The following is a 9739-nucleotide window of genomic DNA, read 5'->3' on the forward strand; positions in this document are numbered from 1 at the left end:
GGCTTCCGCGGATTTGCACTCACAAGGTCGCGACCAGCGCGGCGGCGTTCAACAACGACTCATACTGCTGCACCAGTTCATCCACCTTCGCTCGCGCGGCGTCGACGGGCCGGCGTGCTTCGGCCGCAACGTCCGCGTCGGCCTTCATTCGGGCCTGGGCCTGGGTGAGGGCGGCTTCCTGCTGCACGATGCGATCGGGCAGCTTCGCCCGCTCGATTTCGGCATCGGCGGCGCGCTGCCGAGCCGCGGCGAGCGCGATCTGCGCGGCGTTGCGCGCCCGATCGGTCCGCTGCATGTTCTCCTGCGCATCCGCCGCCGATTGCCGGAGAAGGGCCAGCGCTTCCTCCGCCTTCGCAAGCGCCGCGCTGCCGGATGGCTCCGCAGCAACCGCCGAAGCCGCGGGCTGCGATGCAATCGGACCCGACGCGGAACCAGCCGGTTGGGTGGAGGTCGGTGCCGCGTCGCCCATCGGCGCAGCGGCCAGGCTCCGCCGAAGCGCTTCGACCGACTCGGAGAATCTCGCGGTTGCTTCCATGCTGCGGCGATGCTCTGCTTGCGCGATTTCGGCATGCTGTTCCGCCTCGCGCAGCGTCTGCTCGGCCGCCTGCACCGCTCGCGCCATCTCGGCCAGCGTCGCCGGCGCGTTTGAAAGCTGCGCACGCATGGCGTTCAGTTCCGCGGCGACCCGCTCGGCCGCCCGGCGTGATTCCTCGGCGACGGCGGCGATCGGCGCGAAACGTGCTTCCGCTTCGGCCAAGGCTTCGCGCGCGGCGTCCAACTGCATGCGCACTTCTCCGGCGCGCCGTAGCGCCAGCCGCGCTTCAGCCCATCGAACCGCCTGGTCCGCGTCCTGCTCCGACTTCGCAGCCTGATCGGCTGCCGTTTTCGCGGCATTCAACGCCGCTTCGGCCTCGCGCTCACGGGCCTGCGCCTGCTCCAGACCGGCCTGGGCGGCGGCCGTTTGGTTGACCATGCCGTCGCGGCGGGCCGTCGCCGCGGCCAGAAGCGACTCGGCCTGCTGCATGGCGCCACGGGCTTCTTGTTCGGCTGCCACGGCTGCCGTCCGCTGTGCTTTGGCCGCATCCGATGCCGCCATCGCCGCCTTCAATGCCTCGGAAGTCTGCGCCGCTCGCGCCAGCGCGGCCGCCGTTTCGGAGGTATCAGCCGGTTGCGTCGCCGCGACGGCATTCGACGACGTTGCGCCCGCGACCGCCGCCTGCGCGGCTGCGTCCGCATCCACCGCCGTCTTCAACGCCTGCAAGCTCGACTCCACGAGACTCGATGCCGCGGCCGTCGATTGTGCCGCAAGCGCGACACGACCGGCTGCCTCTTCCCGCGCGCGCCCGAATTGTTCGACTTCCTGATTCGCCGCCGCCGCGGCCGCCTGCGCCGACGCCAGTGCGGCGGCGGCCTCGGTTCGCGCCGTTTTCGCTTGATTGAGCGCGTCGGTCGCGTCCGCCAGCGCAGCCTGCGCCGCGTCGCGCGCCTGCAACGATTTTCCGTGCGATTCCCGGGCGACTGTTACCTCCTTGATCGCGCGGGCCAGTTGCTCGGGCCACGGCAAGGGGCTGGCCGTCGCATCGCCCCGTACGCCGCCATCCGTCGCCGACCACACGCGCAGCCGCCCGGCCCAGTCGCCCGCGATGATTCGATCCTCGCCTGCGGTCGCTGCGGAGCCGTTCACCAATGCTGCCGCGAGCGCCAAGTCCTCCATCGGCCCCAGCGACCGGACCATGCCACCGTTCGCATCCCAAAGCTTGACGTGTCGATCGCGACCCGCCGTCACCGATCGGCCATCTGCCGCGAAACACACCTTCAGGCACCCACCCTCGTGCGCGGGCCACTCCTTCACCATCGTGCCGCCGTTCACCTCAAACCATCGGACGCGTCCATCCTCGCAGGCCGTCGCAAGAAGGTTCGAGTCACTCCGCCATGCCAGCGCCGTCACCGCTGCCGGATGCGACGCGAACGCGAGGTACGGCGCCGCTGACTCGGCCTCCCAAAGATGGACGTTTCCTCCGCGATCCGCCGTCGCGAGCAGAACGCCGTCGGGACTGTATGCCACAGCCGTGACCCAGTCCGTATGCTTATCGATGCGATGGCGAAGCTGTCCATCGGCGGTGGAAAACACTTTCACGCGGCGCGACGGGCCGCCCAGCGCGACAAATTGCTCCAGCGGATCGATGTCGGCGGCCAGAACCGAGTCCGTTTCATCGCCCACCATGCCGAGCAGGCGACCATCGGCGGTTGCCCAGATCGCGACGCCGCCGGTTCGCGCCCCCTCGCCCACGCCGGCAATGAGTACGCGGCCGGATCGACTGAAGCGAAGCGTATTGGGAAATCCGCGCGGAACAGGGAGCACGCCGATGAGTTCGGCTGTGCGCCCGTCCAACAGCAGAACCTGTTTCTGCGCGGTCGCGGCAATGAGCGGGCGGAACGGATGCGCAACCAGATCGAGCACCGCGCCGCCGCGTGCCGTCGTCACGAGGTTGGCGAGCGGGTAGCGCGCCCGGATAGGCTGGGCGGCCTCGGCTGCCGGAGGCGTCGTGCTCACCGCGGCCAGTACCGGCGCGGCGGACTTGGGGGCGGTGCTGGAGGCGGTTTCGAGGCAACCGCCGGCGATCCACCGGCGAATCAAATCTATTTCCGTCTCATTCAACGGGCTGCCCGAGGGCGGCATGAACGGTTCGCGGGTTCGCTTCACGACGGCGAGCAGCGTGCTGCCGTCCGGATCACCGGGTTTGAGCACCGCGCCGCCGCTGCTGCCGGCCATGGCGGGGCCGAATGCGCCAAGGTCGAGACCGCCCTTGAGACGATCGGCGTTGTGACAGTTCAGACACCGGTTGGCGAGCAGCGGGCGAACGTGATCGACGTATGTGACCTTTTCGTCGGCTGTGACCGACGCCGCACCAGGGATGAACGCACTCCAAACCATCGCGCAGCGCATCGCAGCGAATGCGAATCGTGGCGGACGGGATGAGCGCGGGGTCGTTAACACGAAGCGGGTTCCTCAATGGTTGAACATGAATTCGCGGCTGTTCAGGATCGCCCAGAAGACATCTTCCAGCGCCGCACGCAGGGCGGCGTCGTCCGGCTTTGCGTCCGGCCTGGTCGGATCGACCGGCGGGAGCTGATCGAGCAATCGGGCGCGCTCGGCATCGGTCGGTCTGCGTGAGAGGCACGTCACATAGAGCTTGTCAACGATCTCCGCCGGTGAACGGCCCTGCCCGATGAGTTCCGCCACGACGCCGCCTTGCTTGATCCGCTGGTGCACGGTCTCACCGTTGAGCAGGTGCAGCGCCTGGGACAGATTCGGCTCCATGCGCACCTCGCAGGTGCAGACCGTGGCGCGGGTGGAGCGCCCGAACGTCGTCAGAAAATAGTCATATGTATTACCATCGGGAATCTGCACCGCCCTGGCGCCGCGCGGCAGTCCGGCGAACTTGTTGGGGGTCCGCGTCACCTGCGCGACCGCGTCCAGGAGCGACTCCGCGCGGATTCGACGCACCTGCATCCGCGAGAAGTTTGACACATCCGACGCGTTGGATGCGTTCGACTCGGCCGCACGCTGGTAGGCGTGCGACGTGCAGAGGTCGCGCACGAGCCGGCGATGGTCGAACTCGTACGCGATCAGCCGATCCGCCAATGCCTCCAGCAAGGGGCCGTTCGACGGCGGATTGCTGACGCGTAAATCGTCAGCCGGTTCGATGATTCCGCGGCTGAAAAAATGCGCCCAGGTGAAGTTCGCCACGTTTCGCGCGAACATCCGGTTGTCCTTCGCCGTCAGCCAGTCGGCCAGCACGGCGCGGCGGTCCTTTCCAGCCACGTCTGCGACCGGTCCGCCGAGGAACTTCGGGGCCATGACCCGCCCGCCGACGGGATGTTTCAGGTCGCCGCCGCCGCCGTTGAAGATGATCATCTCGCGCGGGTCCTCGCCGCCCTTGCGTCCGACCTGCGAGAAAAACGCGGCGAAGCCGTAATAGTCGTCCATCGTCCAGCGATCGAAGGGGTGATTGTGACACTGGGCGCACTGGATGCGCATGCCGAGAAAGGCCTGCGCGACGTTCTCGGCGAGTTTCAATACATCCGTCTCAAGTTGATAAAAGTTGGTCGCGGGGTTGGTAAACGTGCCGCCGTTGGCCGCAAGGAGATCGCGCACGATCAGGTTGATCGGCGTGCCCGCCGCCAGTCGCTCGCTCAACCAGCCGTGGTAAAGCAGCATGGCTTTCTGCGAGACCTGGAGCGTCGAGCGGACTCCGAGGCGCTCGGCCCATTTCATGACCCACAGCTCGGTGAACTCCTTGCGCGCCATCAACTCGTCGACCAGCTTGGCGCGTTTATCCGGCGCGGGGTCGGCGAGAAAGCGTTCGTACTCGTCGGGGGTCGGAAGCAGGCCGATGAGATCGATCGTGGCGCGGCGCAGGAACGTTTCGTCGCTGCACAGCTCCGATGGCGTGATGCGCAGCTTCGCAAGTTTGCGATCGATGTGTTCATCGATGTAGTTGCCGGGTTGTCCGGGCGTTGGCGGCGGTGGAATCACGCCGGCAGTTGAATCCGCGGGGACAACGATAACCGACGTGCCGACCGTCAGCGCGTCGAACCGGGCCATGACCAGCGCCTCGCCGGCGTGCGCCGCGCGGACGACGCCATCGGGCGACGCCGTCACCGCGAATTCGTTGTTGCTGATGAACGTCGCCAGGTCCGTCACATCGCGATCGGTGCCGTCGGAATAGGCCGCCCGGACAACGAGCGTCTGCGAGCGTCCGACGCCGCCCAGCACGATGTCCTGCGGGAACAACTCCAGCCCGACGACAACCGGCACGTCGGCCGGATCGGCGGGGCTGCCGGCGGCCAGCCAATCGACAATTGTCTTGTATCGCGCATCGCCGCGCTCCATCAGCTTGCCGCCGGTGTGCGGCGCGCCGCCGACCGCCTTGAGCAGCATCAGGCTTTCTTCCGGCAACGCGGGATTCAGCCGCCGCCCCGGAGCCTCGCGCGTCACCGTGCGATAGTCACCGGCCGGATCGTAACCAAACAGCGACAGGTGGAAGCCGTCCTGCCCGCGAGCCGATCCGTGGCACGCGCCGTTGTTGCAGCCGCTCTTGGTCAGCGCCGGCAGCACGTCCAGTCGAAAACCGACCGGCCGGCGCGACGCGGCGTTCGACACGGTGATGGGAACGTCCACGCGATGAGACTGCCACGTCACCGTCAGCGTCGTCTGCCCATCGGCGACCGGAACCACGGCGCGGCCCCGCAAACCGGCCAGCCTGGCATCCGCCACGGCAACGGATGCCTCGGTTGTCAGGTCATGCGTCACGCTAGTGGCATCAACACCGCGCACGACGAACGACTGGGCATCGTGGCCGCCCTGAAGCGAAATGGTGGCCGGGAATACGTCGATCCGCTCCATCACCGGTAGACCGGTGGCCGCGGCGGGCATGGTAGTCGGCAATGCATCGCGCGTCGGCGTGGCCGCGAAGGCCGCATGGCCAAGCACGAATGTCACAATTACGACAACGCGGGTCATGGCACCGCTCCCTTGGCCGAACCGCCCGGCGCCTCGCCGGCGGAAGCCGGCTTGCTTACCGCGGCGGCTTTCTCGGCGGCCTGCTTTCGCAACTGCTCCAATCGACTCAACGGCTTGGGCGCGGGGGCGGCAACAGACGGCGGCGCGGCCGGCACTGCGGCGACAGCGGGTGCGGGGGCCGGCGGCGGTGCGTCGATGCGAAGCACGCCGCCCTGTGCCACGCGATGCGTAATCTCCTCGCCGTTCTGTACAAGCGACAACTGGCACAACAGGCCGCCATGCTGGCCAATCGGCGCCTCGGGACCTGTGGCCACGTCGAAGACAATTTCCTTGTCCGCCGCCGTGATCTGTTTCGGCGAACAACTCGTATGCGCGGGCAGGCCGAGCATCGTCAGCACCGCCGTCCCCTCAAAGGGCCGCACCGGCTCCAGCTTCACGAGCAGCGACGCGGTCTGCCCTCGCTGCGCCGCAGCCATCTGAATTGTTCCAATGACGAACGGCCGCTCGACTTGCAGCGGCGTCAGCGCGCTGGAGACCCAGACATCGCCGCCCGCGATGCCGGCCCGTGCAAGGATGACGACGTTCGACGTGCGAACCGGCGCGTCGGGCGCGGCACTTAATGGGTACAGGACTTCGGCAGCGCTCACCGGCACCGGCACGGTCACGGCCGACGCAATGCCCGGCGGGTTCCACAGCATTTGAAGCGTCACCTCGCCGGTGAAGCCCGCCTCGCGCGTGACGCGGACCTTCAGGGCTTTCGAGCCGTTCTGCACGAGCGGCGACTTGGGCGGCTCGATATCGATCCGAAACGGCGCGGGCTGCGTGACGGCGGCGGCAAGCCGATCCACGTGTGTTTGATAGTAAACCGTCTCATTTGGAGCGGCGATCACCAATGGGATCGTCTGGCGAAAGGCGCCGATCAGATCCGCGCTGGCGTCGCCCATCTTGATGCGGCCGCGCACGTCCACCAGCGACCCGGCCAACGGGGCATCGGCCGCGGCCTCGAACACGACCGGCGTCACGCCGCGATCCGCTTCGATCCCGGTTGAGTGTACCGTTACGCCACCCGGTATGCTGCCAAACTCCAGCGCCACGGCGCCGCCGGTGTTCTGACGATCTGCCCGGACCAGCACGGCGAAGCGATTGCCGCGCGGCACGGCGACCGCCTGCAAGTGCTGCGGCCGCTTCGCGTCCACGCGCTCCAGTGCCAGGCCCAGGCTTGCACGCGGCGGGGCAATTTCCACGACATATACAAACGTATCACCGCCCCGCCCCAGGTGATCCCGCACACGCAGCTCGTACTCTCCATCGGCCGGCGCGGTCCAGTTCAGCACGCTATCGACCCCCGCGCCATCATCGACGCCGGCCAGCCCCTGACCGGCCGCATCAAACACCTCGACGATGCAGTCGAGCGGGCTGCGCAGCCGCCGCGCGAACGACTCAATCACCAGGTTCTGTCCCTTTGCCGCGCGGAAGCGATGGCGGTCCACTTCGCCCGGCGCGGCGATGACGCCGTACACGGCGCAGGGCGCCGAAAGCACGGCCGGCTCGACGGGCGCGCTGGTTGGCGAAGCCGACGGACTCCCGGGCAACGGTTCGCCGCGCGCCGGATACGGGCAAGGCCGCATCCAGACCGGCGATGGCGACACACCGGTGTCATCGCTCGCGTTGATCGGCCACGCCCCCGCCGCATCGGCCGGCATGACGCCCGGCGGCGGGCGCACCGCCCCCGCGGCATCGCCCAGCAGCGTGACCGCCGGCTCCTCCCCGGGGCGTCCGACGGGCGGATACGCGACGCGCGGTCGCGGGAACGTGCCGACGTGCAGCCGATAGCGCGACTGCTCGCTGCCGCCGAGCGACGCATCACGCACGCTGATCACATACACGCCGTCGACCGGCGCGACGATCGACGCGACGCTGTCCTGAAGCAACAGGGACGAATCATCGCTGACGGCCTGCTCAAAACGACGCGAGTCGAGAATCGCCACGGCCGGGTCGAACATCGCCCGCCCCAGGCGCATGGCCTCGATCTCGGCCGTGAGCCGCTGGCCCTTCTTCACTTCCACCGCGTAGTAATCGATATCTTCGAGCGTGATGGCGCCGTCGATCGTGCTGTTCAATGCGATCTTCTGCGGCGCGGCGAAGTCGCCGTTGGGCTCGACCTCGGCCACGACCGGCAACGCGCCGACCCAGACGGTGCGCAGCTCGGTGACGCCGCCGGCCGTGCGCAGCCGCAGCGGATGCTCGCCGAGCGGGCAATCCGCGGCCACCGCGCAATTCATGACAACAGTATTATTATCAACCGCCTTCAGGTCCCTGACGGACACGCCGGGCTTGTAGAACAGCGCTTCGGAGACCTCGCCCAGTCTCGCCCCGCGCAGGGTCAGCGCACCGGTTGTGCCGCGCGTCAAGCCGGCGGGCATGATGTCGTGCAACTCCGGTGAGCCGGCGACAACGATCGGCGCGGACGGCGACGCCGGGGCAGTGGTCGGTGCAGCCGGCGCGGACACGGGTGCGGCCGACGCGGTCGTCGGCACCATCGGCTCGCCCGCACGAACCGGCGAGATCAAAACCGGTGCGCCAAGTGCAACCACCATGCAACACATGGCCGCCAGAGGTCGCAAGCATGCCACCCTGTTCAGCAGCCCTGCTACGTCCATGCCGGAAACCCGCTCCCTGACGGTCGCGGTTCGGTTGGAAACTGATCGCGGATCGTTTCGTACCATCACGCAGGCTTCGCCAGTATCTCCGTCAGCACGCGGCCGCCTTTGACAATCTCAACCGGCCGGCCACCGGGCGCCATCAGCTCCTTGTCCGCGGGAATGCCAAGCTGGTTATAGACAGTCGTCGCCAAATCCTCGATGCCCACCGGGTCCTTCGCCGGCTCGCTCGCCGTCGCGTCGGTCGCGCCATGAACCAGCCCGCCGTGCACGCCGCCACCCGCCAGCACCGCGCTGAACACGCGCGGCCAGTGATCCCGTCCCGCGTCGCGATTCAACTTCGGCGTGCGGCCGAACTCCGTTGTCACCATCACGAGCGTCCTGCCGAGCAGACCTCGCCGATCCAGATCGCGAATCAAAGCCGCAAAGCCCTGGTCGAACTGCCGCAACTGGCCGCGCACGCCGTCAGCGATGCCCGCGTGATGATCCCAGCTTCCGAACGTCATCGACACAAAACGCACGCCCGCCTCGACCAGTCGCCGACACAACAGCATCCGCTGGCCCGCGGCATGACGACCATACTCGTTGCGAATCGCGTCCGGCTCGGCCGCAAGATGAAATGCCTCGCGCGCCTGGGCCGAACTCAACAGCGTGTACGCGCGCTGATAGAACTCGTCCATCGCCGCGACGGCGTCGCCGGTCTCCATCGCGTGGAAGTGCGCATCCACCGCGTCGAGCATGCGCCGCCGCCGCTCGAAGCGCTGATGATCGACGTCGCCCGGCAGCGACAGATCACGCACGGCAAAAGTGCTCTCCGCCGGATCGGACCCGACCGAGAACGGCCCGTACTTGTTGCTCAAGTACCCCGACCCGGCGAACTCGTTCGGCACGCCCGGCACGCAGACATAAGGCGGCAGGTCGTTCCGCCCGCCCAGCTCATGCGACACGACCGACCCGAACGACGGATAGGCCAGTGCTGTGCTCGGGCGATAGCCGGTGAACATGTTGTGCGTGCCGCGCTCGTGCGCGGCTTCGCCGTGCGTAAGGCTGCGAAGGATCGTCAGCCTGTCGGCGATCTTCGCCGTCTCACCGAGGCACTCGCTGAATGCCACGCCGGCCAGGCAGGTGTTCACCGTGCCGAGCGGGCCGCGATACTCGATCGGCGCGTAGGGCTTGGGGTCGAACGATTCCTGCGCGCTGATGCCTCCGGGCAGGAAGATGTGAATAACGGAATCGGCGACCGCCGCCTTGGCCGCGTACTGCTTCTGATCGGCTAGCGCCAGCTTCTGAAGATACTCGGGCAGCAGCAGACCCAGCCCGCCGACCAGCCCGACGTACACAAATTCACGCCGACTCGGTTTGGTGTGGTCCGCCCCGCCGCAGCCGCAATCCCCGTGGGCCATGGTCGTCTCCACGTGTTGAAAGGAGGTGCCGCGCGGCGAACGACTCCACGACGAACCCGCGCGATACGCGGCTGAAGATTGTAATGGATTGTTCCAGCAAATGGGAACGCCGGCCATGCGGCGGTGCCGGTCCATTCGGGTGTGGGCAC

Annotated in this window: 4 protein-coding genes; all 4 read right to left on the minus strand. The window is 67.8% G+C overall.

The annotated features are described in order from the left end of the window. Positions 1–19 precede the first annotated feature (19 nt). The gene (locus HRU71_06575) at positions 20–2935 is read right to left on the minus strand and encodes a hypothetical protein (GenBank protein QOJ03170.1); all 2916 of its coding nucleotides are present in this window, start codon (positions 2933–2935) and stop codon (positions 20–22) included. A 75-nt stretch (positions 2936–3010) separates the two neighbouring features. After that, complete coding sequence (locus HRU71_06580) at positions 3011–5440, minus strand: DUF1549 domain-containing protein (GenBank protein ID QOJ04939.1); 2430 nt, start codon at positions 5438–5440, stop codon at positions 3011–3013. Positions 5441–5523: 83 nt separating this feature from the next. After that, entirely contained in the window at positions 5524–8124 is a 2601-nt protein-coding gene (locus tag HRU71_06585; protein QOJ03171.1) for a peptidase, read from the minus strand. Positions 8125–8252: 128 nt separating this feature from the next. Next, on the minus strand, positions 8253–9590 hold the full coding sequence (locus tag HRU71_06590) for a DUF1501 domain-containing protein (GenBank protein QOJ03172.1): 1338 nt from the start codon (positions 9588–9590) through the stop codon (positions 8253–8255). Between the last annotated feature and the right edge of the window lie 149 nt (positions 9591–9739).

Source organism: Planctomycetia bacterium, from assembly GCA_015200345.1.
Classification (GTDB): Bacteria; Planctomycetota; Phycisphaerae; order UBA1845; family UTPLA1; genus PLA3.